Source organism: Xanthomonas nasturtii (genome assembly GCF_023337365.3).
Classification (GTDB): Bacteria; Pseudomonadota; Gammaproteobacteria; order Xanthomonadales; family Xanthomonadaceae; genus Xanthomonas; species Xanthomonas nasturtii.
In genome coordinates, this window is sequence record NZ_CP142084.2 from 4,060,087 (window position 1) to 4,085,372 (window position 25,286).

Annotated in this window: 25 protein-coding genes and 3 pseudogenes; 10 read left to right on the forward strand and 18 right to left on the reverse strand. The window is 65.9% G+C overall.

The features are described 5' to 3' along the window. Positions 1-9: 9 nt before the first annotated feature. The 4 genes from M3O59_RS17660 to M3O59_RS17675 form a co-directional block, all read right to left on the reverse strand. On the reverse strand, positions 10-657 hold the full coding sequence (locus tag M3O59_RS17660; protein ID WP_064635066.1) for a hypothetical protein: 648 nt from the start codon (positions 655-657) through the stop codon (positions 10-12). Then, positions 654-2,414 (reverse strand): dihydrolipoyllysine-residue acetyltransferase, encoded by a 1,761-nt coding sequence (locus tag M3O59_RS17665; RefSeq protein WP_116906349.1) that lies wholly within the window; start codon positions 2,412-2,414, stop codon positions 654-656. Before M3O59_RS17665 ends, M3O59_RS17660 begins: the two co-directional genes overlap by 4 nt. A 129-nt stretch (positions 2,415-2,543) precedes the next feature. Continuing rightward, positions 2,544-3,302, reverse strand: coding sequence for a DUF2884 family protein (locus tag M3O59_RS17670; protein WP_064635061.1), 759 nt, complete (start codon positions 3,300-3,302; stop codon positions 2,544-2,546). A gap of 102 nt (positions 3,303-3,404) precedes the next feature. Then, entirely contained in the window at positions 3,405-3,974 is a 570-nt protein-coding gene (locus M3O59_RS17675) for a DNA-deoxyinosine glycosylase (protein ID WP_116906348.1), read from the reverse strand. 144 nt (positions 3,975-4,118) lie between these two features. On the opposite strand from M3O59_RS17675, the gene M3O59_RS17680 reads away from it, so the two are divergent. Beyond that, the gene (locus M3O59_RS17680) at positions 4,119-4,790 is read left to right on the forward strand and encodes an OmpW/AlkL family protein (protein WP_064635057.1); all 672 of its coding nucleotides are present in this window, start codon (positions 4,119-4,121) and stop codon (positions 4,788-4,790) included. 287 nt (positions 4,791-5,077) lie between these two features. Here the strand turns inward: M3O59_RS17680 and M3O59_RS17685 are convergent, their stop codons facing one another. The 5 genes from M3O59_RS17685 to M3O59_RS17705 all read right to left on the reverse strand — a co-directional run bounded on the left by M3O59_RS17685 (position 5,078) and on the right by M3O59_RS17705 (position 9,513). After that, complete coding sequence (locus tag M3O59_RS17685; protein WP_116906347.1) at positions 5,078-5,635, reverse strand: DUF1453 domain-containing protein; 558 nt, start codon at positions 5,633-5,635, stop codon at positions 5,078-5,080. A gap of 140 nt (positions 5,636-5,775) precedes the next feature. After that, a complete protein-coding gene (locus M3O59_RS17690; protein ID WP_116906346.1) occupies positions 5,776-6,576 on the reverse strand; it encodes a MetQ/NlpA family ABC transporter substrate-binding protein in 801 nt (266 codons plus the stop codon). A gap of 93 nt (positions 6,577-6,669) precedes the next feature. After that, positions 6,670-7,365, reverse strand: a complete 696-nt coding sequence (locus M3O59_RS17695; RefSeq protein ID WP_249047085.1) for a methionine ABC transporter permease — start codon at positions 7,363-7,365, stop codon at positions 6,670-6,672. Further along, on the reverse strand, positions 7,362-8,369 hold the full coding sequence (locus M3O59_RS17700) for a methionine ABC transporter ATP-binding protein (RefSeq protein ID WP_064635048.1): 1,008 nt from the start codon (positions 8,367-8,369) through the stop codon (positions 7,362-7,364). The genes M3O59_RS17695 and M3O59_RS17700 overlap by 4 nt, the downstream gene beginning before the upstream one ends. A 247-nt stretch (positions 8,370-8,616) precedes the next feature. Further along, the gene (locus tag M3O59_RS17705; protein WP_116906344.1) at positions 8,617-9,513 is read right to left on the reverse strand and encodes a DMT family transporter; all 897 of its coding nucleotides are present in this window, start codon (positions 9,511-9,513) and stop codon (positions 8,617-8,619) included. Positions 9,514-9,635: 122 nt separating this feature from the next. Between M3O59_RS17705 and M3O59_RS17710 the strand changes: the two genes are divergently transcribed. The 6 genes and pseudogenes from M3O59_RS17710 to M3O59_RS17735 all read left to right on the forward strand — a co-directional run. After that, entirely contained in the window at positions 9,636-10,121 is a 486-nt protein-coding gene (locus M3O59_RS17710; protein ID WP_064635044.1) for a YajQ family cyclic di-GMP-binding protein, read from the forward strand. Between the two features lie 136 nt (positions 10,122-10,257). Then, positions 10,258-10,719 (forward strand): hypothetical protein, encoded by a 462-nt coding sequence (locus tag M3O59_RS17715; protein WP_116906343.1) that lies wholly within the window; start codon positions 10,258-10,260, stop codon positions 10,717-10,719. Beyond that, positions 10,712-12,446 (forward strand): annotated as a pseudogene (locus M3O59_RS17720) (ATP-binding response regulator). Before M3O59_RS17715 ends, M3O59_RS17720 begins: the two are co-directional and overlap by 8 nt. Beyond that, positions 12,433-13,260, forward strand: coding sequence for an alpha/beta hydrolase (locus tag M3O59_RS17725; RefSeq protein WP_064635039.1), 828 nt, complete (start codon positions 12,433-12,435; stop codon positions 13,258-13,260). The pseudogene M3O59_RS17720 and the gene M3O59_RS17725 overlap by 14 nt, the downstream one beginning before the upstream one ends. A gap of 160 nt (positions 13,261-13,420) precedes the next feature. After that, complete coding sequence (locus M3O59_RS17730; protein ID WP_064635037.1) at positions 13,421-13,981, forward strand: DUF1415 domain-containing protein; 561 nt, start codon at positions 13,421-13,423, stop codon at positions 13,979-13,981. Between the two features lie 219 nt (positions 13,982-14,200). Next, positions 14,201-14,467: pseudogene (locus M3O59_RS17735) on the forward strand (SDR family NAD(P)-dependent oxidoreductase); the annotation flags it as partial. 6 nt (positions 14,468-14,473) lie between these two features. Here the strand turns inward: M3O59_RS17735 and M3O59_RS17740 are convergent. Next, a protein-coding gene (locus tag M3O59_RS17740) for an IS5 family transposase (protein ID WP_373419007.1) occupies positions 14,474-15,272 on the reverse strand; the annotation gives its coding sequence in 2 pieces (ribosomal slippage) (positions 14,474-15,002 and positions 15,001-15,272; 801 coding nt in all). A 32-nt stretch (positions 15,273-15,304) separates the two neighbouring features. Here M3O59_RS17740 and M3O59_RS17745 point away from each other — a divergent pair. Next, a pseudogene (locus M3O59_RS17745) lies at positions 15,305-15,859 on the forward strand (SDR family oxidoreductase); the annotation flags it as partial. A gap of 299 nt (positions 15,860-16,158) precedes the next feature. On the opposite strand, the gene M3O59_RS17750 reads toward M3O59_RS17745, so the two are convergent. From M3O59_RS17750 to M3O59_RS17760, 3 genes are read right to left on the reverse strand one after another with little or no spacing between them, the layout of a single operon-like run. Next, entirely contained in the window at positions 16,159-16,839 is a 681-nt protein-coding gene (locus M3O59_RS17750) for an HAD family hydrolase (protein WP_116906895.1), read from the reverse strand. Further along, positions 16,836-17,549 carry a pseudouridine synthase gene (locus M3O59_RS17755; RefSeq protein ID WP_116906896.1) on the reverse strand — a complete coding sequence of 238 codons (714 nt, stop codon included), beginning with the start codon at positions 17,547-17,549 and terminating at the stop codon, positions 16,836-16,838. The genes M3O59_RS17750 and M3O59_RS17755 overlap by 4 nt, the downstream gene beginning before the upstream one ends. After that, positions 17,546-18,613, reverse strand: coding sequence for a class I SAM-dependent methyltransferase (locus M3O59_RS17760; protein ID WP_116906897.1), 1,068 nt, complete (start codon positions 18,611-18,613; stop codon positions 17,546-17,548). Before M3O59_RS17760 ends, M3O59_RS17755 begins: the two co-directional genes overlap by 4 nt. Before the next feature lie 148 nt (positions 18,614-18,761). On the opposite strand from M3O59_RS17760, the gene M3O59_RS17765 reads away from it, so the two are divergent. After that, entirely contained in the window at positions 18,762-19,022 is a 261-nt protein-coding gene (locus M3O59_RS17765) for a hypothetical protein (protein ID WP_095522479.1), read from the forward strand. Positions 19,023-19,483: 461 nt separating this feature from the next. Here the strand turns inward: M3O59_RS17765 and M3O59_RS17770 are convergent, their stop codons facing one another. The 5 genes from M3O59_RS17770 to M3O59_RS17790 form a co-directional block, all read right to left on the reverse strand. After that, the gene (locus tag M3O59_RS17770) at positions 19,484-20,821 is read right to left on the reverse strand and encodes a PQQ-dependent sugar dehydrogenase (RefSeq protein WP_116906898.1); all 1,338 of its coding nucleotides are present in this window, start codon (positions 20,819-20,821) and stop codon (positions 19,484-19,486) included. 88 nt (positions 20,822-20,909) lie between these two features. Then, a complete protein-coding gene (locus tag M3O59_RS17775) occupies positions 20,910-21,218 on the reverse strand; it encodes a DUF3247 family protein (protein ID WP_064635027.1) in 309 nt (102 codons plus the stop codon). A gap of 336 nt (positions 21,219-21,554) precedes the next feature. Beyond that, positions 21,555-23,588, reverse strand: a complete 2,034-nt coding sequence (locus M3O59_RS17780; RefSeq protein ID WP_147308595.1) for a PAS domain-containing hybrid sensor histidine kinase/response regulator — start codon at positions 23,586-23,588, stop codon at positions 21,555-21,557. A gap of 105 nt (positions 23,589-23,693) precedes the next feature. Then, on the reverse strand, positions 23,694-23,984 hold the full coding sequence (locus M3O59_RS17785; protein ID WP_116906899.1) for a hypothetical protein: 291 nt from the start codon (positions 23,982-23,984) through the stop codon (positions 23,694-23,696). Then, positions 23,971-24,417 (reverse strand): hypothetical protein, encoded by a 447-nt coding sequence (locus tag M3O59_RS17790; RefSeq protein WP_064635024.1) that lies wholly within the window; start codon positions 24,415-24,417, stop codon positions 23,971-23,973. Before M3O59_RS17790 ends, M3O59_RS17785 begins: the two co-directional genes overlap by 14 nt. A gap of 249 nt (positions 24,418-24,666) precedes the next feature. Here M3O59_RS17790 and M3O59_RS17795 point away from each other — a divergent pair, with 249 nt between their 5' ends. Then, positions 24,667-25,242 (forward strand): DUF3016 domain-containing protein, encoded by a 576-nt coding sequence (locus M3O59_RS17795; protein ID WP_064635023.1) that lies wholly within the window; start codon positions 24,667-24,669, stop codon positions 25,240-25,242. Positions 25,243-25,286 lie beyond the last annotated feature (44 nt).

Sequence of the window (25,286 nt, forward strand, 5' to 3'; positions counted from 1 at the left end):
CCTGATGGCTCAACCGGCCGTGCCGGCAAGCGTCTGCTGAAGTTCATCCAGCGACGATTCGATTTGGGTCCAGCGCTTGTCGCGCTTCTTTTGCTTGCCTTCGCTGGCTTCGATCAGCAGCGCGGCCTGTTGCAGCAGCAGTTCGCCGGCACCGCAGCTCGGGCGCGTGCCGCTGTAGCGCACGCCCTCGACCTGGAACGACAGAACCTCGCCCTCGCTCACCGGCGCGGTGCGACCGGTCGGTGCAAGCTGGGTCAATGCGGTGGTCCAGTTGCTGACCAGGCGTTGTGCCAACGCCGCCGGAATCGGAATTTCCACCGCTTCCGGGGTCTGTTCGGTACGGAACTGCACACTGCCGCGATCGGCCTGGCTGACCCAGCTGTAGACGCGCTCGTCGGCGCGGCTATGCCGCAGGGTCCAGTCGGCGCCATCCTTGCCCGGCACCAGCGACACGCCGCTCTCCACCCCACGTGTGGGCAGGGTCAGCAACGACAAGGCCGGCTTGCCGGCGCCATCGAGCAGCGTGGTCACCGCGGTGCCGTAGTTGCCCACTGCCGGCGGCCAGCCGCGCCCAAGCGTGCTCTCGCACTGGCGTGCCGCCGCGGATGTCCACGGCAGCACACCCAGCAGGGCGATCGTCAGCAGCGCAGGCTTCACAGCAGGACGCGACGCATGTCGGCCAGCACCTGGCTGAGGTAGGTGGTGAAGCGGGCCGCCAGCGCGCCGTCGATGACGCGGTGGTCGTAGCTCAGCGACAACGGCAGCATCAGCTTGGGCGAGAAGTCCTTGCCGTTCCAGACCGGCTGCATCGCCGACTTGGACACGCCCAGGATCGCCACTTCCGGTGCATTGATGATGGGCGTGAACGCGGTGCCGCCGATGCCGCCGAGCGAGCTGATCGAGAAGCAGCCGCCGCTCATGTCGGCCGGGCCCAGCTTGCCGTCACGCGCCTTCTTGGCCAGCTCGCCGCTTTCCTGGGCGATCTGCAGCACGCCCTTCTTGTCCACGTCGCGGATCACCGGCACCACCAGGCCGTTCGGCGTATCGGCGGCAAAACCGATGTTGATGTACTTCTTCAGCGTGAGGTTTTCACCGGCCGCATCGAGCGAGGCGTTGAACTCGGGGAATTTCTTCAGCGCCGCGGCGCTGGCCTTGACCAGGAAGGCAAGCATGGTGAGCTTGATGCCGGCCTTCTCGTTTTCCTTGTTCAGCGCCACGCGCAGCGCTTCCAGGTCGGTGATGTCGGCCGATTCGAACTGGGTGACGTGCGGAATCATGGCCCAGTTGCGCGCCAGGTTGGCGCCGGAAATCTTCTTGATGCGCGACAGCGGCTGGGTTTCGGTGTCGCCGAACTTGCTGAAGTCCACCTTCGGCCAGGCCAGCAGGTTCAGGCCGTTGCCGCCACCGGCCGGTGCAGCGCCGGCTGCAGCAGGTGCGCCGCCGCTGAGTGCGGCCTTGACGAAGCGCTGCACGTCCTCACGGGTGATGCGGCCGCCCTTTTCGCTGCCCTTGATCTGGCCCAGGTCCACGCCGAGTTCGCGCGCAAATACGCGCACCACCGGGCTGGCATACGGCACCTTGGACGGCAGCACGCTGTCGGCGTCGAAGGTTACCGGCGGGCTGCTCGGGTTGCCGGCCGACGGCTGGCCACCCTGCGCTGCCTGCGCACCCGCACCGGAGCGCGCACCCTGCACCTGCGCAATCTCGCGCTGGGCCAGCTTGTCCGGCTCGGCCGACACAGCGACCGGCTCGACCTTGCCCGCGGTCTCGGCGGCGTCGGTGGTGGGCTTGGCCGGGGACTGCGCCGCACCGGCGCCGCCATCGCTGGCGGCGATGATCGCCACTACATTGCCCTGCGACAGGGTGTCGCCGACCTTGACCTTGAGCTCCTTGACGACGCCAGCGGCCGAGGACGGTACTTCCATCGTGGCCTTGTCCGATTCCAGCGTGACCAGGCTCTGGTCCTTGGCAACGGTGTCGCCCACGGCCACCAGCACTTCGATCACCGGGATGTCGGTGTAGTCGCCGATGTCGGGCACGCGCGCTTCGATCAGGCCGCCTTCCGAGGCGGCGGCAGGCGCAGCAGCGTCGGCCTTGGCAGCGGGTGCCCGGGCAGCCGCCGGTGCGGCAGGCGCGGCAGCAGGTGAGGGCTTGGCGGAATCGGCGCCGGCATCGGCCACTTCGATCAACGCCACCAACGCGCCCTGCGAGAGCGAATCGCCAACCTTGACCTTGATCTCCTTGACCACGCCGGACACCGACGAAGGCACTTCCATGGTGGCCTTGTCCGATTCCAGCGTGACCAGGCTCTGGTCCTTGCTGACCGTATCGCCGACCGACACCAGCACCTCGATTACCGGGACGTCGCTGTAGTCACCGATATCGGGGACAAGTGCTTCCTTGATTTCGGCCATACGGGGAACTCCGGCAACAGAATGGGGAAACCCCTATTGTGGCCGGCTGCGGGCCGCAGCGCCAACCATTGCCGTGGAAAAAATCGCACACCCGGCGGGATGCAGCGTCCGCATATGTGCGTGCACAGATCATTTCGTCGCGCGTCGATCGACCCGCAACAGTTGCAGTGGCTCGCCCGACGGCAAACGATACGCCAGCGCATTGTCCAGCCCATCGAGGGCTTCCAGGCGTGCGCACAGCTGCTGCGCGCGCGGCCGCAAGGCACGCGCCTGCGGCTCGATCAGGCGCTCGATGCGCGCTTCCACGCCATCGAGCGAACGCAGCTGCGCGTCATTTCCGGTGAGCGCGGACTGCACCGCACCGGCCACCACATCGCCGATCAGCTGCGGCAGCAGCTCGGCGACCAGCGCGCCGATGTCGTCGTCGATGTTGATCGGGGTCAGCTGGCTCTTGCTGAAACTCTGCCTCAAGCGCACGTCGATCTTTTCGCGCACGTTTGCCAGCTGGGCGCGCGTGGCGGCCGGGCTACGGCTGAAGCCGGCCGCCACCTCTCCCAGTGCCGTGACGGCGATATCGGCCGCTTCACGCCCAACGGCCTGCGCCAGCGGCACCACATCGCGGGCCTGGCGCTCGAACTGGATCAGGCGAGCGCGATCGTCTGCGTTCAACGCCACCCAGCGGTCGTCGACGAACAAGGCGCCCTGGCGCATCACCAGCCGCTGCGGCGTGCCCGATTCACGGATCAGGATCAGGCTGCGTGCGTTGAGCGTAAGGTCGTAATCACTGCTGACCTCGCAGTGCAGGTCCTCGGCAGCAGCAGCCCCTGCAGCGCCCAGCAGACCGAACAGCACAGCTGTTGCCATCGTGATTGCGTGCTTGATCGACATATCGCTACTCCGTGATGCGGTATCGGCAGCATGCCCGCCGCTGCGCTATGCAGGCCCGTGCCGGACGCTGGCATGACTTCTGGCCGATGGCGTCAGCACCGATCACTCCCGCTGGCGCACCGCCTCGCGCAGCGGTTGCCACGCCGCGGCCAGGCGCGGCAGCGACCAGGCGGCATTGGCCGGGCTGGTGGACGGCAAGGCCACGACCGGCACCGCGCGCAGTTCGGACGACAGCAGCGGCTGCACATGCCGGCGCCAGGCCTGCGCAGCCGCGGCGCCATTACAGGCCACCATGCGCAGCTGCGGCAACGTGACCAGCAATGCGGGCAACGGGTTGACGACGATGCTGTCCGCCACGATCGCCGTATCCAGGCTGCCGCGCCGCTCGCATTGGCCGATCACATCCCACAAGCCCACACGGTGGTCGAGCAACGCGTCCAAGCGCGAGGCATAACTTGCGGCTGTATCGATGCCCAACAAGGCATGCATCAAGGGCCAGAAACGATTGCGCGGATGTGCGTAGTAGCGGGCCGCCTCCAGCGACGCCACACCGGGCATCGAACCAAGCAGCAACACCCGGCAATCGCTGCGAACGTGCGCTGGCAGGCCTTGCAACGCACTGTTTTTCGTCACGGCGATCGCATTTGCGTGAATGTCGTTTTCAGCTTGCATGTCGCAACCACGGCCTTCTTAGGAAACTTGCTGAACAAACGAAATTTTAGCGAGCCACGGGTGGGCGTGTATTCAGATTTTCAGGAATAGCTTTGGCGCGGCCCACTCCACGGGCCTAACAAAAATTATGCGAGGAGACCTCCAATGCGTGCCATTTCCATCCTGAGCCTGGCTGCTGTATCCGCTCTTGCGATTGCACCGTCCGCGTTCGCGCAGGACACGACCTACACCAGCGATACCTCCTCGACTTCCACCAGCGCCGATAGCGCTTCCGGCAAGCGTTGGGCAGTGGTCGGCGGTGTCGCCCTGATCAAGCCGAAGAATGACCCGGCCCCGGGCCTGGACGTCGATGGTGGCCCGGCGCCGACGCTGAGCGCCAGCTACTACATCAACGACAACTGGGCCGTTGAAATCTGGGGCGCAGCCGACAAGTTCAACCACCGCGTCAACGCCGATGGCGTGGGCAAGCTGGGCACCGTCGAGCAGCAGCCGATCGCCATCAGCGGCCAGTACCACTTCGGCCAGGCCGACAATGTGTTCCGTCCGTTCGTGGGCGTGGGCTACTACGAGTCGAACTTCAGCAACGAGAAGATCGATGCGGCATCGGCCACCGGCCAGCACGTCGGCGTGGATACCGCCAAGGGCGTGATCGGCACCGTTGGTGTTGACATGAACATCAACTCCACCTGGTTCGCACGCGCCGACGCCCGCTACATGCGTTCGCGTCCGGAACTGCGCGTGGGCGGCCAGGGCACCGGCAGCGAGCTGGAACTGGATCCGTGGACCGTCGGCTTCGGCGTCGGTGCGCGCTTCTAAGCACGCACCTGCCAGCCAGGGTTTGAGTTGAACAAAAACGGGCCGCGAGGCCCGTTTTTTTGTGCGTGGATTGTGCGGTGTCGAGATTGCAACGCTGCTAGGAGGGAAGCTCTGGGATGCGGGACCGCCCGAGCGCATCTGATTGCGACAAGCAGTGCGTCTTCCCGACATCCTGTTTATCAGTCAGCCTGTCGATCCATCTTTCAGCTGCGTACGCGCGCGCATGTCAATGCGTACATATGCACGTGAGTGACGCATCGCCACTCCGCCGCCATGCCTACCCGCATTCAACGCCAATAAACACTGCCGCGCAGACGCGCGCTGCGCCAGCGCCACCACAGCAAGCTGGCATACGCCAGCGCATAACCGAGCAGCACGCCGGCAGCGCCGAGCAGACTGGCGTGACTGAGCCAGCCTTCGGTTGGCCAGGCCACGCCCTGCCAGGCGCTGCGCCAGCCCTGCACCATCCCGGCGATCACCCGCACCACCACCAGCGCGGTCAAGGCCAGCACCAGCCACAGGTTCGGCCGGTAAAACAGGCCCTGGGTGGTGCGTTCGAAACGGGTCAACTGCAGCGCCAGCACTCCCAGCACCAACCCGCAGGCCCAGCCGACCGCCGCATGGCTGATCGCACCGGGCCAGAACGCCGCCGCGATCAAGGTGAAGATCACAAACAGCACGCTGGAGATGCCGGCCGAGACCAGGTTGATCAGCAGCAGCCAGCCACGTGCCTGCCGACGCGCAGTGCCCACGCGAAACCGCTGCAGCAGCGACAACGGGAACAGCACCGCGAACACTGCCAGGGCAATGATCACGGCCAGCGGAATGGCGAGCAGCAAGGGCATCGGGACGTGGCCGGGAAAAGATGGCCGACAACGCTACTACGCAAGCACGCAGCTGCGCGTGTTCGGCGCTGTCGACGCCGCAGTTCCGGCATCGCAACCGCGCTTACCTTGCGACTGCGTACGCCTTGTGTCAGCCGCTCTTAAAAAGCGGGCAGCACTGCGCCTTTGTACTTCTGTTCGATAAAGGCCTTCACTTCCGGGCTGGTCAGGGCCTTGGCCAGTTTCTGCACGCGCGCATCGTCCTTGTTGTCGGCGCGCGCCACCAGGAAGTTGACGTATGGCGAATCCTTGCTTTCGATCGCCAGTGCATCGCGGGTGGGGTTGAGCCCGGCATCGAGCGCGTAGTTGGTGTTGATCAACGCCAGGTCGACCTGGTCCAGTACGCGCGGCAACATCGCCGAATCGAGCTCGCGAAATTTCAGCTGCTTGGGGTTGTCGACGATGTCGCGCTGGCTGGACAGCGCATTGCTCGGGTCCTTGAGTTTGATCACCCCGGCCTTGTCGAGCAGGATCAGCGCGCGGCTGTTGTTGCTGGGGTCGTTGGGAATCACCACGTCGGCGCCGGTGGGCAGCTCGGACAGCGTCTTGAAGCGGCGCGAATAGGCACCGAATGGCTCGATATGCACGCCGACCACGGTCACCAGCTGGCTCTTGCGGTCGCGGTTGTAGGCGTCCAGATAAGGCTCGGTCTGGAAATAGTTGACGTCGATCTGCTTCTGCACGACCTGGTCGTTGGGCTGCACGTAGTCGTTGAACACGCGCACATCGAGCTTGACGCCCTGCTTGGCCAGCAACGGTTCGACCACTTCCAGGATCTCGGCATGCGGCACGGCCGTGGCGGCCACGGTCAGGGTGTCGCCGCCGCTGCTGCCACCGCCGCCACAGGACGCCAATGCCAGCGTGGCCGCGGCCAGGAGGGAACGAAACGCGAATGTGCTCATGTAGGGATCCGTGGGAGGAGGAATGCGGCGCTGCCGCAGGCAGTCAACCTAGCAGACGCGGCGTGTGGCAGCGATGCATCCAGTGCGCCCCGCTCACCGCCGGCTGTAATGCGCCACCAGGCGGTCGCCCAGCATCTGCAGCAGCTGCACCAGCACCAACAAGGCGATGACGGTGATCAGCGCCACGTCCGAATGCGAGCGCAGGTAGCCTTCGCGGTAGGCCACATCGCCCAGGCCACCGGAGCCGATCGCACCGCCCATCGCGGTGAAACCGATCAGCGCGATGGTGGTGACGGTGGCGCCGGCGATCAGGCCGGGGCGCGCTTCGGGCAACAGCACCCGCAGCACCAGTTGCCGGGTGGTGGCGCCCATCGCCTGGCTGGCTTCGATGATCCCGCGGTCGACCTCGCGCAGCGCGGTTTCCACCAGGCGCGCGTAGAACGGCGCGGCGCCGACCACAAGCGGCAGGATCGCGCCGCGCACGCCGAGCGAGGTACCCATCAGCATCAGCGTGAGCGGAATCATCGCGATCATCAAAATGATGAAAGGCACCGAGCGCAGCAGGTTGATCAGCGCCGCCAGCGCGCCGTACAGCACCGGCCGGCGGCGCAATTGCGGAGCACCGCACAGGAACAGGGCAACACCCAGCGGCAGGCCGATCAGCAGCGTCAACGGCAGCGCGCCGGCCAGCATCAGCAAGGTGTCCAGGGTCGCCTGGCCGATGTCGCCCCACTTGGCGGCATCGAGATTGCGGAAGAAATCGCCGGCGGCGGCAATGATCGGGTTCATACGCGCAGATCCTCCAGATGCACGCCGGCGGCGACAAAGCCGGCGCGCGCAGCGTTATGGTCGCCGCCGGTCAGGGCGACGATGAGCTGGCCGTATGGCGTGTCCTTGATGCGGTCCACGCGCCCGGACAGGATGTTGTAGTCCACCCCGGTCTCGCGCGCGATGCGCCCCAGCACCGGTTCGTAGGTGCCGTTGCCGAGGAAGGTCAGCCGCACGATACGCCCGCCGACGGCGGCGAAATCGCGGTGCAGTTCGGCCTCGTCCACGTGCTCGGCTTCGGACACGAAGCGCCGCGTGGTGGCGTGTTTGGGATGCAGGAACACCTCGGTGACCGGGCCGGTTTCCACCAGCTTGCCGGCGTCCAGCACCGCCACGCGGTCGCAGACGCGGCGGATCACGTCCATTTCGTGGGTGATCAACACGATGGTCAGGCCGAGCTCGCGGTTGATCTGCGCCAGCAGCTGCAGCACCGAGGCGGTGGTCTGCGGGTCCAGCGCGCTGGTGGCCTCGTCGCACAGCAGGATCTGTGGCCGGGTGGCCAGCGCGCGCGCAATGCCCACGCGCTGCTTCTGCCCGCCGGACAGCTGCGCCGGATACTTGCTGGCATGCTGCTCCAGCCCGACCCGGGCCAGCAGCTCGGCCACACGCGCATCGATTTCGGCGCGCGGGGTGCCGGCCAGTTCCAGCGGGAAGGCCACGTTGCCGGCCACGGTGCGCGAGGACAGCAGGTTGAAGTGCTGGAAGATCATGCCGATCCGGCGACGCAAGGCGCGCAGGCCCTGGCTGTCCAGCGCGGTGACGTCCTCGTCGCCGATCAGCAGGCGGCCGCCGCTGGGCTCTTCGAGCCGGTTGATCAGCCGGATCAGGGTCGATTTGCCGGCACCGGAATGGCCGATGATGCCGAACACCTCGCCGGGGCCGATCCGCAGATCGAGCGGGTGCAGCGCCACGATCTGGCGACCGTCAACGGAATAGGACTTGTGCAGGCGCTGAAACTGGATCACCGCGCGTGGCCGATTGGGGGGTCGTGAAGCCTAACAGTCAATGTTTAGGGCCGTCATTCCATTCGGTTCTAACGGGCGGGGATTCGGGAGTCGGGATTGGGGAGTCGCAAAGGCGGCGGCCCTCGCCGTTGCGAATCCCAAGCGCCCGCTATCTCGCGCTGCCAAGCGCTAGCTCTGTGACGCATCGGAGCGCGCGCGCCCTGCTTTGCCGAATCCCCAATCCCCAATCCCAATCCCGAATCCCGAATCACGGCCGCTCGAGCGGCAACGGCCTGTCAGCCTTGCGAATCCGCTCCCGCCGCAACAAATACAGCCCGCTGGCCACGATGATGCCGGCGCCGGTCCAGGTCCAGCTGTCGGGCAGGGTCTGCCACAGCAGCCAGTCCCAGCCGATCACCCAGACCAGGCCGGTGTATTCCAGCGGCGCGATCATCGAGGCCTCGCCGCGCATGAAGGCCTGGGTCAGCGCGACCTGACCCAGCGCACCGGCCAGGCCCATGCCGGCGATCAACCAGGCATGCCCGGCCTGCAGCGGCACCCAGCCGGGGATGGCCAGCAGCCCGGCGCCGATCGCCATGAACAGCAGAAACCACACCACCATCGCCTGCGGGGTGTCGGTGCGGGTCAGCAGGCTCACGGTGATCGCCGCGACCGCGTAGGCCGTGGCTGCCAGCAGCACCATCAGGCCGGGCAACGAGATCAGCCCGTCCACGCCCGGGCGCAGCACCACGATCACCCCGAGCAGGCCAATGCCAATGGCGGTCCAGCGGCGCGGGCCGACGTGTTCGCCCAGCAGCGGTACCGATAGCGCGGCCACCAGCAATGGGGCGACGAAATACAGCGTGTAGGCCGTCGACAGCGGCATGCGCTTCAAGCCGTACACGAAGCAGCCGATCATCACCATGCCCAGCACCCCGCGCAGCAGATGCAGGCCCCAGCGCACCGGCACGATCGCGCGCGGCCCGGCGGTGGCGAACACCCACACCAGCACGAACGGCAGCGAGGCGGCGCCGCGCAGCAAGGTGACCTGCAGCGGCGGGTAATGCGCCGAGAGCAGCTTCATTCCCGCATCCATCAGCGAGAAACAGGCCACGGCGGCCACCATCCAGGCGATGGCGGGAAGCGGAGAACGGGGGTTTCGCATGCACGCATTATCGCCGAGCGCCGTGGCGCCGGGCCCGCTGCGTGGCTTCCGTGACCGTGCCCCTGTCATCGCACACAGCCGGCGCTTTAGACTGGCGGACGAATTTTGATCAGGGAATTGCCATGCCGTCGTTCGACGTCATCTCCGAAGTGGACAAGCACGAACTCACCAACGCTGTGGACCAGGCCAACCGCGAGCTGGACACGCGGTTCGACTTCAAGGGCGTCGAGGCCAAGTTCGAACTGGAAGATGGCAAGGTGATCAACCAGTCCGCCCCCAGCGATTTCCAGGTCAAGCAGATGACCGACATCCTGCGTGCGCGGCTGCTGGCGCGCGGCATCGACGTGCGCTGCCTGGAGTTCGGCGATGTGGAAACCAACCTGGCCGGCGCGCGGCAGAAGGTGACCGTCAAGCAGGGCATCGAGCAGAAGCAGGCCAAGCAGCTGGTGGCCAAGTTGAAGGAAGCCAAGCTCAAGGTCGAAGCGCAGATCAATGGCGACAAGCTGCGCATCACCGGCAAGAAGCGCGACGACCTGCAGGACGCGATCGCGTTGCTGAAAAAGGCCGACTTCGAACTGCCGCTGCAGTTCGACAACTTCCGCGACTGAGCGCGGCTGTGTGATTGCAACCATCGGCGCGGGCGTGTGTCTGCCGGCGCTGCAATGGGGTGAACGGTGCCAGCCCAGGTGGCCTGTGCACTACGTGCGCGGCGGTCGCATCGCTGTGCACCCATAGCCTGCGACCATGCGCAGCCTGTTCGCCAGCCTGTTGCAACGCCTGCGCATGCAGCGTCCGGCAAACGCGTCGGGCACTGCCGCCGGCAACAGTGCCGCCTACGCGCAACCGCGGATCGAAGTCGGCTCGACGTTGCACACCATGGCCGACCTGGACCCGGTGGCGGCTGCGGCATTTGCCGACGCCTTCGTGGTGGAGATCGACCATGCCATCGCCACCTGCACGCTCGGCGATGCCGGCACGCCCCCGGCGCAGGCGCTGCAGCAGATCCATGCGCTGAAGAACACCATTTCACTGACCGGCTCGCAGCAGCTGCTGAAAGCCTGCGACCAATTGCGCGACGCGGCGAGCTGCGACGCGCTGGGCGACACGCTTGCGCAGCGCTTCATTGCGGTGGCGAACGCTGCTGGTCTACTGGTCAAGCATTACCGGCGTAGCCTCCCCTCCGACGACGCGGACCCTCATGCGTAGCACTCCCAACCGCGCAGCGCCCGGCCTGATCCTGGCCGCCAGGCAGTTGCGCAACGACAGACTGGTGCGGCTGTTCGAGTCGTTCCTGGAATACCGCGCCTGCGTCGGCCGCGTGATCGTGCAGACCATGGTGACCGCGTGGTGCCTGGGCTGGCTGTACGGTCCGCAGCCGGTGCTGGTCAAGGACGCGCACAACGTCTTTCCCACTGCGGTGAGCCTGTGGGTGCTGTCGGTGGTGTGGATGCTGCTGGTGCGCCGTCGCCTCATTCCGCCCAGCGAATGGCTGGACGCGATGGGCTTTGCAATGAACCTGCTGTTCATCGGCATCCAGACCACCCTGGCCTTCATCCTGCTGATGTCGTTGAACGCGTTTTTGCCGTTCATCACCATCGCGGCGGTGGCACGCTACGGGCAACGCGCGACATTCCCGGTGTTGCTCAGCGCCTTGGTGTTGATGCTGTTGACCGCGCCGTCAGGCTACTGGCTGTCGCGGCCGGCGTATTTCCTCTATGCGGTGGCGCTCAGCATGGTGTTGCCGTTGCTGGTGGCGCGCATCGTGCTTGCGATGCAGGAAGTGGCGCTGCAGGCGCTGGCCTCGCGCGATGCGCAGAGCCGCTTCATCAGCACCATGAATCACGAATTGCGCACGCCGTTGAATGCGGTGATCAACTGCGCGCAATTGATCGACAACGAGCAGATGCCGGCGCAACAGCGCGAGCTGCTGCAGGCGGTGACGGTCAATGCAACTGCGCTACGCCATCGCGTCAACGAGGTGCTGGACGTGGCCAGCATCGACGGCGGACGCCTGCAGCTGCACAGCAAACCGCTGAACCTGCTGGACGTGGTCACCACAGTGAAAGCGGTCTGCGCCACCGCAGCGTCCAGCAAGGGCGTCACCCTCGACGTGCGTGTGGATAGCCCGCAAACACCGCACGTGATGGGTGACGAAGGCCGCATCGAACAGGTGATCAGCAACCTGGTGATCAACGCGATCAAGTTCACCCCGGCCGGTGGCACGGTGGATCTGCTGATCAAAGCGACCCAGGTGCACGAGCGCTGGAGCATCGAGGTCACCGTCACCGACACCGGCATCGGTGTGCCCGACGACCAGAAGGCCTACATCTTCACCCCGTTCACCCAGCTCAGCACCGGCTTCAGTCGCGTCGAAGGCGGCGTGGGCCTGGGCCTGTACATCGCGCTATCGGTCTCCGATGCAATGGGCAGCAGCCTGACCGTGAGCGACAACCCCGCCGGCGGCAGCATCTTCCGCTGGATCTTCGAACTGCCCGGCGCCGCAGCCGGCAGCAGCACGCTGGCGTTGCGCGATGCGCTGGCGCAGCACGCACAACAGGTGCCCTCGCTGCATTGCCTGGTATTCGAGGACCTGGACACCAACCGGCTGGTGATCGGTAATCTGCTGACCCGCGCCGGGCATCGGGTGAGCTTCCAGATCGATGGTACCGATGCGGTACGGCGCATCCGCGAAGCAGCGCCGGATCTGGTGTTTCTGGATCTGCACATGCCCGGCACCTCCGGCTGGGACGCACTGCGACGCGCGCGATGCGATGTCGGCGCTGCCGCCGATCATCGTGCTGACCGCCGACACGCGTACCGATTCAATGCGCGATGCCAGCGCGGCCGGTGTTGCCGGCTATCTGTCCAAACCGATCAACGCGCACGAGTTGCTGGCATTGCTTGCCCGGCACGCCACGCATGCACGCCCCTGAGCTCAAACCCGGCAATGCCGCGCGCTGCCACTGGCAACATGCGGCGGAAATCCGCACGCCGCTGGCTTTGCTGTACCTGCACGGCTTCAGTGCCAGCCCAGGCGAAGCTGGCGCGCTGCCCGAGCAGATGGCCGATGCGCTGGCCGCCAATGGTTATGTGCATCGCTGGCCCGGGCACGGGCTCGGCGCCGCCGATGCAATGCAGGCACTGACCCCGGCGGTGTTGCAAGCCTCGGCGCTGGAGGCGCTGGCCCAGGCGCAACGCATGGGACAGCGGGTGGCAATTGTCGGTTCGTCGATGGGTGCCACGCTGGGCTTGTGGCTGGCCGCACAGCACCCGGACGCGGTGGCAGCGGTGGTCGCCTGGTCGCCCGGCATCCAGCCCGCCGACCCGGCATTGCTCGACCAGGTGTGCGCCGCGCAGGCGCCGCTGACCGACCCACGCCCGCGCACGCCAGCTACGCGCGCCTTCTGGTCGGAGACCATCCACCCGGACGGATTTCGCGCATTGCGCAGCCTGTTTCAAGCCATTGCCGACGACCCGCCATGGCCGCGCGTGCGCTGCCCGGTGTTTCTGGGCTATTACCGCGCCGACGATGGCCGCGAGGATCCGACCGCATCGGTGCCGGCGATGCTGCACATGTTCGCCGCACTGGGCACTGCGCCTGCACACACGCGTGCGGTCGCCTTCGACAGTGGCGCGCATGCGATCGGCTCGCCGCACAAGACACCGCTGGCGGGCGCCGTTGCGCAGGCCTCCATCGCGTTCTTGCAGGCGCAGCTCGGCGCTGCACTGCCCGGCGGCAACGCGTGAGCGCAGCTCCGCACGCGCGGGTGAGCGCAGCAGCCAACCGCAGCGCTCGCAGCGTGGTGAACGCGCGCCGCTAGCGCGTGTTGCTGCAGCACGCACCTGCGCACGCGGCCCCGCTGCGCAGCGATCGCATACACTGGCGCACCATCCCGCTGCCGCCACGATGACCACCACGCCTGCCACGCCCGATCCGATCGCCGCCACCCGCAAATGGATCGAGCGCGCGGTCATCGGGTTGAACCTGTGCCCGTTCGCCAAGGCGGTGTACGTCAAGGAGCAGGTGCGCTTGGTGCTCAGCGATGCCAGCACGCCCGAAGCACTGCTGGAACAACTGGCCGAAGAACTGGTGCTGTTGCGCGATACGCCGGCCGAACAGATCGACACCACGCTGATCGTGCACCCCGACGTGCTGACCGATTTCCTGGACTACAACGACTTCCTCGACAACGCCGATGCGGCGGTGGAAGCGCTGGATCTGCAAGGCGTGCTGCAGGTGGCCAGTTTCCATCCGGATTACCAGTTCGCAGGCGCCGCGCCGGACGATGTCGCCAACTTCACCAACCGCTCGCCCTTCCCCACCCTGCACCTGCTGCGCGAAGACAGCGTGGAGCGCGCGGTGGCGGCGTTCCCGGATCCGGACGTGATCGTCGAACGCAATATCGAAACGCTCCAACGCCTGGGCCGCGATGGCTGGGAGCGCGTGTTGAACGGGGCCGAGCACTGAGTGATGCGCCGGCCGCGCGCGATTGCGGGCGACCGCAACTAGGTCTTCGGAAGGGCGAGCGCCGACTCCCACCGACCCAACTTGGATAGCGATGAGCGAGCGGCGCGGCATCGTGTGCGATGCGCGCAGTCGCTGCCCTTGCCTGCGTGCACGGTGTTGCTGCGACGACGACAGCCCGCACGCTACAGTGAGGCCACCTCTACCGATGCATCGCACACCATGGCCCTGATTCCGGAAATTTCCGCATGGAACCCCGCTCCACTGCAGGACCGCGTCGTGGTCATCACGGGTGGTGCGCAAGGCATCGGCCGCGGCATCGCGCAGGCGGTGCTGGGTGCCGGCGGCAGCGTGGTGATCGGCGACCTGGACGCGGTGGCCGGCAAGGCCTGCCTGCAGGAATGGGCGCTCCCGCGCCGGAGTGCCTTCGTCCGTTGCGATGCGGCGCGTGAAGTGCAGGCCACGCGATTGATTGCCACCGCGCTCAGAACCTGTTCACAATCTTCTGAGTAACAGTGCCAAGAAGGCCAAATGGATGAACTGCAGGCTGGTGTTGAGTTTGCGCTCGCAGTTCTTCCATAGCCTTCGGTTCTTCTCCAGCCAAGCAAAACTACGCTCGACAATCCATCGCTTGGGCATGACCTTGAAGGTGTGCAGTTCGCTGCGCTTGGCAATCTGCACCGTGAGCTGCTCGCCTAAAATCTCTCGCGCGCCGCTGGCAAACGGTACTCCGGTGTAACCGCCGTCGCACAGTAAGCTTTGTACAAGCGTCAGGTTTGACTGACAGCGCTCCAACGCCTGCAGCGCACCTTTGCGGTCGGTCACCTCCGCCGTCGTCACCGCGATTGCGTGGGGCAACCCCTGACTATCAACAGCGATATGCCGTTTGATGCCCGACACCTTCTTGCCTGCGTCATACCCCTTTTGCCCAGCTGTGTCCGTGTTCTTGACGCTCTGCGCGTCCACGATCAAGAACCTGGTGCAAGCGTTGCGCCCCTGTCTCACGCGGGCCACGCCAACCTGATTTTTTGAGCGCCCGCTCCAGCAGGCTCACCCCCTCATCGTCGCACTCGCTCCACTTGGCAAAGTACGAGTGCACGGTCCGCCACTTCGGAAAGTCGCTGGGTAGCGCTCGCCATTGGCAACCGGTTCGCAGCACGTACAACACTGCGCACCACACCTCATATAAATCCACACGGCGTGGCTTGGTGCGCTTGCGCGCTTGTTCCAGGATCGGCAGCACGTGTGCGAACTGCTCCCGGCTCATGTCACTCGGATAGGTCTTTTGGCGCATCCGCATAGTCTGCACTGATCTGCGAAGATCGTGAACAGGTTCTCAGGCGTTTCGGTCGCATCGACGGCCTGGTCAACAACGCCGGCGTGCCCGACCCGCATATCGCTGCGCTGCCGCACCTGGACTGGGACGACTGGAACCGCCGCCTGTCCAGCCTGCATGGCGCCTTCCTGTGCAGCAAGCATGCGCTGCCCGCGCTGACGCAGGCGCCCGGTGGCGGTGCGATCGTCAACATCGCCTCCACCCGCGCCTGGCAATCGGAGCCGCATAGCGAAGCCTATGCGGCTGCCAAGGGAGGATTGGTGGCGTTTACCCATGCGCTGGCACTGAGCGAAGGGCCGCAGGTGCGCGTCAACAGCATCAGCCCGGGCTGGATCAGCACCGATGCGTGGCGTGCGCCGCAGCGTCGACGTGCGCCAAAACTAGCGCGTCGCGATCATGCGCAGCATCCGGCCGGACGCGTGGGCACGCCGGAAGACATCGCGCAGCTGGCGGTGTATCTGCTTGCGCCGCAGCTGTCCGGCTTCGTCACAGCGCAGGATTTCATCGTCGACGGTGGCATGTCGCGCAAGATGCAATACCTGTAAGTCCGGGTTGGAATGCGGATGCACGGCGCGTGTGGACGATGCTGCGAACACGTGCATGCCGCCCATCCACGCCGCTGTCAGCGTGAGCATTGCCTTGCGCAGGTGCCTGCGGAATACGCAGGTTTTCAGATGCGCGTGCTCCAACGCGCGCGCACGTTGGCGCACACCGTCGTTCAGTGATGTCACGCGACAAGCGAGCTCTGGTTGATCGCATGCATCGAACCTGGCTATCGCACCTGGCGATCAGAGGCTGGCTGGCGATGCGGCGTGGCCCCGATGCGCAGCGCCACCCCAACCCATCAACGCGCCAAACGGGCTTCCAGCAACTGCTGCGCATCGCCTAGCGAGGGCAGGATGCGATGGCCGAGCGCACGCACGGCGGCATCGGGTTCGAGCAGGTCCGGAATCTGGATCGGGGTCATGCCGGCCGCCAATGCCGCGCGCACGCCGGTGGGGGAGTCTTCCAGTACCAGGCAGTGCGCGGGGTCCACGGCCAGCGTGCGTGCGGCCAGCAGGTAGATGTCCGGCGCCGGCTTGGGGTGGACCACATCGCTGGCCGTGCACACCGCATCGAAGCGCCACAGCAGGTCGGCCGCTTCCAGCTTGCGCAGCGCCAGCGGGCGCTGGGTGGAGGTAGCCACCGCACGCGGCATGCCCTGCCCGGCCAGATACTCCAGCAACGTGATGATGCCGGGCCGATGCGGGATGCCGCGCTCGACCGCAGCAGCGTATAGCTGTTGCGCATGCGCCAGCATGCTGTCGGCAGCGGCGTCACCGATGCGTGCGCCCAGCAACCGGCGGCAGGCCGCATCGCCGGTGCCCACCATGCGCAGCCAGAACGCCGGCTCGATGTGCAGGCCCTGCTCGTCGGCGACCTGCGCCAGGCAGGCGGTGATGGCGCGCTCGCTGTCGAGCATCAAGCCATCCATGTCGAAGATCACCGCCTGCGGGCGAAACGGCAGCGCCGCGATCTGCGTCATGCTGCAGCGCCGCGGCCGAACAACACCTCGAGATCGCTCGCTTCCAGCGTGCGCCATTGCCCGGGCTGCAATGCCTCCAGCGACAGGCCGCCGATGCGGCTGCGATGCAGGGCCACCACGTGGTTGCCGGCGGCAGCGAACATGCGCCGCACCTGGTGATAGCGGCCTTCGTGCAGGGTCAGCCGCGCCTGGCGTGGGCCAAGCACCTCCAGTTCGGCCGGCAGCAATGGCTTGGTTTCGCCTTCCAGCAGCAAGGTGCCACTGGCAAACAGGGCGGCTTCGTCGCCGCGCAGGTCCTCGGCCAGGGTGATGTCGTACACCTTGTCGAGTGCGGATTTGGGCGAAATGATCCGGTGCAGCAGCGCACCGTCGTCGGTCATCAGCAACATGCCGCTGGTCTCGCGATCCAGCCGCCCCACCGGCGCCAGCACCGGCGCACGCGAGCGGAAGCGTGGCGGCAGCAGCTCGTAGATCAGCCGGCCGGTGTCCTTGGTCGAGCAGGTGTAACCGCTGGGTTTATGCAGCAACAGGCTAAAGCCCGGGGGCGGATCGAGCGGCTCGCCATCGATACGAATGGCGTCGTGTTCCACCTGGTCGTCGGCATACAGCACCTCGCCCTGCGCATCGGTGACCGCGCCCTGCCGGAACAACTGGGTCACCTGCTTGCGGCTGCCATAACCGAGATTGGCGATGTGTTTGACCAGCTTCATGCACGCGCTCCACGGCCGCGGATGGCCGAGATCAGCTTGAAGCCATCGCGCTCTGCAGCCACGTGCACGTGCCCGAAACTCTCGTTGAGCACCTGTTCGTAAGGCAGATGTCGGTTGGCTACCAGCAACAGTTGCCCGCCCGGTCGCAGCGCCTGCGCAGCGACCGCAATGAAGCGCTGCCCGATATCCGGGCGGTCGGCACGCGAGGGCGTGTGGAACGGCGGGTTGCTGACGATGAAATCGTATTGCGCCACCAGCCCGGCGGTGACATCGCGCCAGTGGTAGTGCAGCTGCGCCGGATGCTGTATGTCCTGCAGGTTGCGCTGCGCCAGGGTGAGCGCGCGCGCTTCGGCTTCGTACAGGTCCAGCGCGGTGACCTTGGGGCAACGGGCCAGCACTTCGGCCGACAGATAGCCAAAGCCCGCACCCAGATCGGCGCCATGTCCGGCCAGCGTGGTGGGCAGATGCGCGGCCAGCAGCGCGGACGCCGGGTCGATGCGATCCCAGGCGAACACACCGGGGCGGCTGACGAAGCGGCCGTCCAGAATCTTGCGTGGCGCATCCAGCGCCGCCCAGCGCGCCTGCAGCACGGCATCGGTGTCGGCCGGCAGCGGCGCGCTCCAGTAGGTACGGCAGTGATGCTTGGTCAGGCTGCCGGCCAGCCCGGTGAGCTGGCGCAGATCGGCTTCGCCCGAGCGCGCACCCTCGTTGTTGGACTGACAGGCAACCACGCGGCCACCCGGCGCGGCCAAGGCCAGCGCACGCGCGAACAGCGCACGCGCTTCGTCGCGCTGGCGCGGCGGCAGCACCAGCACCAACGCGTAGCGCGTGCCGTCAGCCTCGATCTCGCCTTCTTCGCGCACCTTCCACCCGTTGCGCTCCAGCGCTTCGGCGAAGGGGCGGAAGCTCTGCTCGCAGGTCAGCGTCTCGGCCGCCGCCTGCTCGCGCAGCGGGAAGCCATCGCGCGCGCGCAGGAACAACACCGGCCCTTCCGGCCACGGCAGCACGCCTTGGGCGAAGGGCAGGAACAGGGCTTGAAGCGGGGCATCGTGCGGGCCAGCCATCGGATCATCGGGTCGGGAACAGGCCGCCATTGTAAGGGACCTGTGCCGATTGCCCGCCGCGCGCCTTCCAATGTCTATACGGACTATTGATGCGCACGCAACATCCGCCCGCCTAGGCTGGAATCCAAGCCCACACCGGAGAAACGCGATGCGAGCCCTGTTTGTAGGAGGCGTTGTCGACAACAGCGAAATGGATCTGGATGACACCCCGCCACCGATGCATTACCCCGAAAATACCGGCGCCGGCCGGCCCCGCTACCGCCTTCACCAGGTAGGCGAGCGCGACGATGGCACGGTGGCCTATGCGGTATACGGCGCCCCGGAAATGGCCGACGACGACATCAGCCGCATCACTGAAGAGCGCGGTTATGCACGACGCTTCAGCGCGTCGCCGGAAGCGCCGCGATAAATGAAGTCACTGCGTGGTGAGAGGCGGTTGACCGTCTTCAGTTAAAGCATGTTGCGGCGACATCCATCGAGCGAATTCCACTGCAGCGTGTCCTGCCGATTGCCGGCACGCTGCGCAGACGCGAACCGGGCCTTGGCTCGGCTGTTTGCATTTATCGCGCGAGAAGTCTTGTATCGCGCGATAAGTCTTGGGCGAACACAGAGTGCCTTGCTCGATTTCCACAGACTCGATTCGCAGAAATGACGATCGAATGCGTCGTTCGAGGTGGCGGGGTGTCGTTCGAAATAGGGCGTGCGTGGCAAGGTTAAGCAATGGGTGGCGAATTACCTGCCATCAATTGTCCACTGCGCACGTACCCTCATCCGCCCCTGCGGGGCACCTTCTCCCGACGGGAGAAGGAGTTGTATCACTGCAGCTTTAGTGGCGCGCCTGAAACTACGCGCGCGAAGCCGCTGGCGCGCTTACCGCGCCTTCGGCGTCACCCGCCAGATCACATTGCCCACATCGTCGGCCACCAGCAGCGCGCCGCTGTTGTCGGGCGCCACCCCGACCGGTCGGCCCTGCGCATTGCCTTCGGCGTCCAGGAATCCGTCCAGCACCGTGATCGGCGTTCCGCTGGGCTTGCCGTCGGCGAATGGGACGAACAGCACCTTGTAGCCGCTGGGCGGGTCGCGATTCCATGAGCCGTGCTGGCCGATGAAGGCGCCCTGGCGGAAACGCTCGGGCAGCAGGTTGCCGTTGGCGAAAGTCAGGCCGAGCGAGGCGGTATGCGGCCCGAGCGCGTAATCGGGCTTGATGGCCTTGGCCACCAGCTCGGCGTTCTGCGGTTTGACCCGCTCGTCCACATGCTGGCCGTAGTAGCTGTACGGCCAACCATAGAAGCCGCCGTCGCGCACCGAGGTCAGGTAATCCGGCACCAGGTCGCTGCCGATTTCATCGCGCTCGTTGACCACCACCCACAGCGATTTGCTCTGCGGCTCCCAGGCCGTGCCCACCGGGTTGCGCAGGCCGCTGGCGAACACGCGGCTGCTGCCGGTAGCCGGGTCGATCTCCAGGATCGCCGCACGGTTCAGCTCGGCCTCCATGCCGTTTTCGGCCACGTTGCTGTTGGAACCGACGCCCACGTACAGCTTGCTGCCGTCCGGGCTGGCCAGCAGCGACTTGGTCCAGTGGTGGTTGATGCCGCCGGGCAGATTGGCGACGAAGGTCGGCTTGGCGGTGATATGCGTGTCGCCTGGTTTGTACGGAAAACTCACCAGCGCATCGGCATTGGCGACATAAAAACGGTCGCCCACCAGGGCCATGCCGAAGGGCGAGAACAGGCCGCTGACGAACTGCGTGCGCACTTCCGCCACGCCGTCGCCATCGGCATCACGCAGCAAGGTGATGCGATTGGCGCTGGGCACCACCGCACCGGCCTTCTTCATCATCGCGCCCTGCACCTTCTTGCGCAGCCCGCCGCCGGTTTCAGCGTCTTCGGGCTTGGGCGGCTCGGCCGTTTCGGCCACCAGCACATCGCCGTTAGGCAGCACGTAGACCCAGCGCGGGTGATCCAGATCGCGCGCAAACGCAGCCACCTGCAGGTCGTCGGCAGCAACGGGCTTGGCGTTGGCTGCCCAGCGCTTGACCGGCGCCACCTTGACCGTGGGAATCAGACGCTTCACCGGCTCGGGCAATTGTGGATTCGGCCCGGTCCCCTGTTCGATGGCCAGCGTGGCGGTGTCACCGCACGCAGCGAGAACGGCAACCGCCATCAACGACAGCGGCCAGCGAGCGAACTTCAACAGGGGTGCATTCATTGCGGAAGAATCCTGAACGGTTGCGACAGTCGGTCATGATGCCGTCAACACGACAGTGAGAAGTAAACAGACCGTCAACACGCGGCCATTACGGCAGGACTTGCGGGTCGGCGCCCAGCGGCAGCGGGTGGACCGCCACGATCCGGTCCATCCAGATCCATTGCGGCTCTTGCGAGGCATCCAGCTGATCCAGCCGCAGCTGCCCGTTCACGCCTTCGTTGTCGTGTTCGTCGAGATAGGTCTGAAGACTGGGGCGCACGGCAACCGTGCCGCTGAGCATGCTGCCATCGTCGAGTTCGATCCGCACGCGCTCCTGACCATCGAGCAGGGACACCCAATGTTCGAGTGTGGCGATCTGGACCTGTTCGGAATACACATGCGGGGCGTATTTGGGCATTGCGCGATCTCCATGAGCAGAGCGCATCACGCTAGGCCAGCACGCGTGAAAAAGGCAGAAAATACGGCGTTTTCCAGTGACCTGTACTTGCACAGCATTGCGCTTGCGGCTGCAAGCGTTCTTGCTCGCAGCACATCCGTTGAACCGGCAGTTGCAGCGAAAAAGCATTAAAAACGGCCGTCGCAGGACGGCCGATTCTTTCAGCGCAACGTTGGCTGTGGCTGTGGCGCCTCAACACGCTCGATCTGGACGACCTTCTGCACGCCACCGCAGCGTAGGCAACTGCGCTTGCCATTGACCAATCCATCTACGCACGGCGGTAACGCCGCGCACGTGTCACTCCACCGCTTCGCGCGCGGCACGCACGGCGGTGACCAATTGCGCCACGCTGTACGGCTTGGCCAGATGCTCCTGAAACCCGGAGTCCAACGCGCGCTTGCGGTCGTCGTCGCGCGCCAGTGCGGTCACCGCCACGGCCGGCAGCGCGCTTGCATCCAGCCCGAGGTTTTCGCGCACGGTGCGGATCAACCCGTAGCCGTCCATGCCCGGCATGCCGACATCGGTCAGCATCAGGTCGAAGCGTGCGTGACCGCGATGATCGATCAACGCCAATGCATCGGTGGCGCTGCCGGCGGTGACCACTTCGGCGCCCTGTTCTTCGAGCAAGCGCCGCAGATAATCGAGCATGTCCGGTTGGTCTTCGACCGCAAGCAGACGCAGACCGTTGAGCGCGCGCGCTTCGACGATCTGCTCGGACATCAGCCGCCGCCGCAATTCGCGGCGCGGGCGCTTGGCCTGGTCGGGCACATGTTCCGGCAGGCGTACGGTAAAGGTCGCCCCCTTGCCGCGGCCGCCGCTGGTCGCACCAACCTGGCCGCCATGCATTTCCACCAGCTGCTGCACGATGGCAAGGCCCAGCCCCAGGCCACCATGCTGACGCGTGGTGGTGCCATCGGCCTGACGGAAACGGCCGAACAGATGCGGCAGGAATTCGGCTGCGATGCCGTCGCCGGAATCGCAGACCGACACCAGCAGATGCCCGTCGTCGCGCTCGACAGTGACGTCGATGCGGCCATGCGCCGGGGTGAACTTGATCGCGTTGGACAGCAAATTCCACAACACCTGCTGCAAGCGCGTGGCATCGCCAAGCACCAGGCACGGTGTGGCCGGCACGTGCAGCTCCAGCACCTGGTCCTTGCCCTGGGCGGCCAGTTCCTGGGTGTTCAGGGCTTCGCGCACCTGCTCGACCAGATCCAGCGATTCGACCTCCAGCTGCACCTTGCCCAGCAACATGCTGCTCAGATCGAGCATGTCGGAAATCAGCCGCTTCTGCGCACGTGCGCTGCTGGCAATCACCGACAGGCCCTTGTAATTGGGGTGACTTTCTTCCACCCGCTGCAGCAGCAATTCGCTCCAGCCCAGGATGGTGGTCAGCGGTGTGCGCAGCTCGTGCGAGAGCGTGGCCAGGAACTCGTCCTTCAGCCGCGCCATGCTTTCGGCTTCGTTGCGCGCGCTGCGCTCGGATTCAAGCAGCTGTTCGCGCGCCAGTTCGATCTCGCGCTGCTCGGTCACGTCCGGGCTGCTGCCGGCCAGGCCGATGAAGCGGCCATCGGCCGAATAGCGCGGTGTGGCGGTCATTTCGATCCAGCGCCACTGCCCATCGTGGCGGCGGGCACGCACCAGCGCGTGCAGGCCGCGCTGTTCTTCCAGCGATGCCGCCAGTTCGAACTGGAAGATCGACAAGTCGTCCGGATGCAGCAGCTCGCTCCATGCCGACACCGTGCCACTGGAAATATCCAGGCCGAAGAACTCGCCATAGGCGCTGTTGACGAAGCGCACCACGCCCTGCGCGTCCAGCACCCACACCGGCATCGGTAGCCCGTCGGCCAGCGCGCTGAAACGCGCCTCGCTCTCTGCCAGTTCGCGCTCGACGCGTTTGCGCTCGGTGATGTCCATGAACAGCACTGCGACCCGCGCCTGCTCCGGCTGCCCGACCCGAAACGCATCCACCGAATACCAGCGTTTGAGCGCTTTGGACTGCATCTCGAAATGGATGCGATTGCCGGTGCGGGCAACCTGCCCATAGCGGTCGAACCATTCCTGCTCGTGCTCGGGGAGCATGCTGCGGATGGACACGTTCAGCGCGTTGGACAGACCGGTATAGCGCTCGAACGCGCCATTGGTGGCGCGGATCATATAGTCGACTGCCTGATCGCCCTCGAACACCATGTCGATGACGCAGAAGCCCGCATCGATGTTGTGGAAGATCTCGTGATACATCGCCGGATCGAGAAACGGCTCGGCGATCGCGGCCAGCAGGGGGGCGGCCAATGACGGGCTGGGAGTGGGAGTGCTCAAATCGGAGACCACGGATGCTGCCGGAGCGGATGACGGGCAGATGAAACCATGCCCGATGTCGTCAGCGGGTGCACGGCAGGCCGCCGGAGTGCACGCTTCCATTGCCAACCACCAGGCTCACCACAAGGTGGCGGCAGCCAGGCCAATGCAGGCTGCCAGCACGACGATGCCGGCGATGACGCCACGTAACACCCATTCACCTTCGCAGCGCAGCTGTTCGTCCATCCAGCGCTGCGCTTCCTCGCGCCAGGCGGTGGAACGCGCGTCATCGGCATCCAGCAGCAACAGGCGTACCCGCGACAAGCCGAGTTCGGCGCATTCGTCACGGCAGCACTGGCTGAAACCGTCTTCGCCACTGGCGATCTGTGCACCCAGCGGCAACTGCAATTCGAGTTCATGCCTGGACATAACGGGGGCGCTCCTGATCAAGCTCGTGTTCCAGCGCCATGCGCGCCAGTTGGGTGTAGTTGGCGCGCGGACCCTGGCCCCGGCCGGTGAGCATTCCCTGGTAATCCAGGTCCTGCCAGACCCGCCCGGTCCATTCGACGCAGTCTTCGGCAATGACCAGCATCAACGAATAACGGTAGTCCAGCCCATTGACCGCGGTGTAGGTGTAGACCGGCGGGAACTGCACCGCCACATCCACCTGGCGCGCCAGCGCAGCCAGATGCTCGCGCAACGCGTCGCGCGGGTTGGTGCCCGGCTCCAGGCGCAACGTGCGCGTGGCCAGATCCAGATCCACTTCGCCTTGCAGAGCGACGAAGGCAGCCGCGCCGGTTGCGGGGTTGTGACCGTGCTGCTTGGCCCAGTCGATAAACTGCAGGCGCACGTCCGACGGCATGTGTGCCGGCGCCGAAGACGCTGATTTTGTGCGGAAAGAGTGGGTGTCCATGTTGGCGATCTTCCCGGCTGTGCCGTGAAGCGCGGGCGCAGGCGTGGTGAACCCGCCGTCATGGCCCAAGGGCGGCGGATTAACCGCGCGGCAACGTGGTTGCGAGCCCGGGCGCGCACTGCGTTGCGGGCGTCTGGACGCACCCCCATATCGCTGGAACGCCCGGGACGCAACGTCCCTTCCGCTTGGAGGCTTTCGATGAAACTTTCCAGTCTTTCCGGCGCCAGCCTGTTGCTGGCCGGCCTGCTCGCGGCAACCGGTGTGCAGGCCCGGGTCCGCAACGTCACCGATCCCGAAGCACCGCGCGCGCTCAGCAACGATGGCAAGGTGGACGTGCGCTGGACCGACCCGGCGCAGTTTTCGGAAGTGCGCTTCAGCGGCAACCGCTGGGAAGCGCAGCGCGGCGATTGGGTGACCCAGCTGGCAACCCACTTTCAGCAGAGCGCAGCGCGCCAACTGCCCGACGGCCAGCACCTGAGCGTGACCATCACCGACATTCGCCGCGCCGGCCAGTACGAGCCCTGGCATGGGCCGCGCATGCAGGACGTGCGCGTGGTCAAGGACATCTACCCGCCCCGCCTGAGCTTTACCTACACGTTGACCGGTGCCGATGGCCGGGTGATCGACCAGGGCGAACGCAAGCTGGTGGATTCGGCCTTCCTGATGAGCGGCCCGCGGCTGACCGACAGCGACCCGCTGCGCTTCGAGAAAGCCATGATCGACGACTGGGTGCGCAAGCAATTCCGCGGCGATCGCAGTACCGCTGGGTTGTGAGCTCCGCTTGAGCCCCTCTCCTGCGGGGCGAGAAGGCACAGCTT

Coding starts and splice junctions, on each gene's coding strand:
- M3O59_RS17665 (WP_116906349.1), bottom strand. CDS start 2,414: ATGGCCGAAATCAAGGAAGCACTTGTCCCCGATATCGGTGACTACAGC.
- M3O59_RS17670 (WP_064635061.1), bottom strand. CDS start 3,302: ATGTCGATCAAGCACGCAATCACGATGGCAACAGCTGTGCTGTTCGGT.
- M3O59_RS17675 (WP_116906348.1), bottom strand. CDS start 3,974: ATGCAAGCTGAAAACGACATTCACGCAAATGCGATCGCCGTGACGAAA.
- M3O59_RS17680 (WP_064635057.1), top strand. CDS start 4,119: ATGCGTGCCATTTCCATCCTGAGCCTGGCTGCTGTATCCGCTCTTGCG.
- M3O59_RS17685 (WP_116906347.1), bottom strand. CDS start 5,635: ATGCCCTTGCTGCTCGCCATTCCGCTGGCCGTGATCATTGCCCTGGCA.
- M3O59_RS17690 (WP_116906346.1), bottom strand. CDS start 6,576: ATGAGCACATTCGCGTTTCGTTCCCTCCTGGCCGCGGCCACGCTGGCA.
- M3O59_RS17695 (WP_249047085.1), bottom strand. CDS start 7,365: ATGAACCCGATCATTGCCGCCGCCGGCGATTTCTTCCGCAATCTCGAT.
- M3O59_RS17705 (WP_116906344.1), bottom strand. CDS start 9,513: ATGCGAAACCCCCGTTCTCCGCTTCCCGCCATCGCCTGGATGGTGGCC.
- M3O59_RS17710 (WP_064635044.1), top strand. CDS start 9,636: ATGCCGTCGTTCGACGTCATCTCCGAAGTGGACAAGCACGAACTCACC.
- M3O59_RS17715 (WP_116906343.1), top strand. CDS start 10,258: ATGCGCAGCCTGTTCGCCAGCCTGTTGCAACGCCTGCGCATGCAGCGT.
- M3O59_RS17725 (WP_064635039.1), top strand. CDS start 12,433: ATGCACGCCCCTGAGCTCAAACCCGGCAATGCCGCGCGCTGCCACTGG.
- M3O59_RS17730 (WP_064635037.1), top strand. CDS start 13,421: ATGACCACCACGCCTGCCACGCCCGATCCGATCGCCGCCACCCGCAAA.
- M3O59_RS17750 (WP_116906895.1), bottom strand. CDS start 16,839: ATGACGCAGATCGCGGCGCTGCCGTTTCGCCCGCAGGCGGTGATCTTC.
- M3O59_RS17755 (WP_116906896.1), bottom strand. CDS start 17,549: ATGAAGCTGGTCAAACACATCGCCAATCTCGGTTATGGCAGCCGCAAG.
- M3O59_RS17760 (WP_116906897.1), bottom strand. CDS start 18,613: ATGGCTGGCCCGCACGATGCCCCGCTTCAAGCCCTGTTCCTGCCCTTC.
- M3O59_RS17765 (WP_095522479.1), top strand. CDS start 18,762: ATGCGAGCCCTGTTTGTAGGAGGCGTTGTCGACAACAGCGAAATGGAT.
- M3O59_RS17770 (WP_116906898.1), bottom strand. CDS start 20,821: ATGAATGCACCCCTGTTGAAGTTCGCTCGCTGGCCGCTGTCGTTGATG.
- M3O59_RS17775 (WP_064635027.1), bottom strand. CDS start 21,218: ATGCCCAAATACGCCCCGCATGTGTATTCCGAACAGGTCCAGATCGCC.
- M3O59_RS17785 (WP_116906899.1), bottom strand. CDS start 23,984: ATGTCCAGGCATGAACTCGAATTGCAGTTGCCGCTGGGTGCACAGATC.
- M3O59_RS17790 (WP_064635024.1), bottom strand. CDS start 24,417: ATGCCGTCGGACGTGCGCCTGCAGTTTATCGACTGGGCCAAGCAGCAC.
- M3O59_RS17795 (WP_064635023.1), top strand. CDS start 24,667: ATGAAACTTTCCAGTCTTTCCGGCGCCAGCCTGTTGCTGGCCGGCCTG.